1 pseudogene is annotated in these 1,167 nt (G+C 30.6%); it reads left to right on the forward strand.

What is annotated here, in order from left to right:
- Positions 1-875: 875 nt before the first annotated feature.
- A pseudogene (locus tag ABD915_RS09725) lies at positions 876-1,167 on the forward strand (hypothetical protein); the annotation flags it as partial.

Here is a 1,167-nt window from a genome sequence, read left to right on the forward strand (position 1 = left end):
GAAAAATCGATAAAACTTAACATATTGAAATATAATGTTTTTAATTTTTTATCTCATTAAAAAAAATACTATAGGGTATAAAAAGAACTGACAAGACTGACAAAAGTCTATTAAAAGGGATTTTGCTAATCTCTATAATTATCAATTTCTCTTTAGAGATTTCATAACATACAATAAACCACACTTATCATATTTATCATTTCTCTTATGAAAATGAAAAATGATGCGGTGATTATAAAGGATATAATCGTTATAAAGAATGCATAAAACAGCAGTTTTGAATAAAGCAAAATGCAAATGAAAACGCGTTTCTAATAAGGGCGTGATAGTGATAGCTATTAAGGCTATTTAAATTACAAACCCTTTAAACAAAATCCACAAAAATCATTCTATAAAATAAGCATGCTTTATAAAGTTAAAAATACGCATAATAAGAGCGTTTCTAACTCTTATGAAGGTAAAAAGAGGTAAATAACCAAATCGCGTAATATAGAGTCAAATAGACGACGATAAGATAGAAATAATTGATAAGCATATGATAATATGTATACACAATGAATTTAAAAAAAATCAAAAAAATATCAAAAAAGATAAAATATTATTTGACAATAAATACGTATTTTGTTATATAAATACTCAAGTGATCAAAACACTTGCGAATAGCGGGTAGGTTACGAAACAGCCTCTCCCATGCCTTGTAAAATACTGGTTGTCTTTTATGCTTTAACAAGCATATAATGATTTATATCGGGTGTAGTTACGCCATACAATACCCTTATGGGGAAAGCGTAATAACGGACTATTCGCCGTGTTTTGAGCGCCCGATGCCCTTATAGGGTGTCAATTTCGAAACAATTTAACGAATAGGTATTAAAATGCATTCTACATCAAAAAACATCCCCGTTATTTCTAACATTTCAAATGAAACCGCATCTAATAACAAACAAGAGCCTGCAAAAAAATACGAATTTATTAATGATGGTGACTATGTAGATGGTCATTTCTTAACGCGAATTAGAGCTTTAAGAGATTTTGGTGACGTCAAAAAAGGTGACCTCGGGGGGTATATTGAAAGTGAAGATAACCTCTCTCATGATGGCAATTGCTGGGTGTATAATAAAGCCCGTGTCTTTCAAAATGCACGCGTTTTTGGCAACGCAAAAGTAA

Source organism: Bartonella jaculi (assembly GCF_039543045.1).
GTDB classification, from domain to species: Bacteria; Pseudomonadota; Alphaproteobacteria; order Rhizobiales; family Rhizobiaceae; genus Bartonella; species Bartonella jaculi.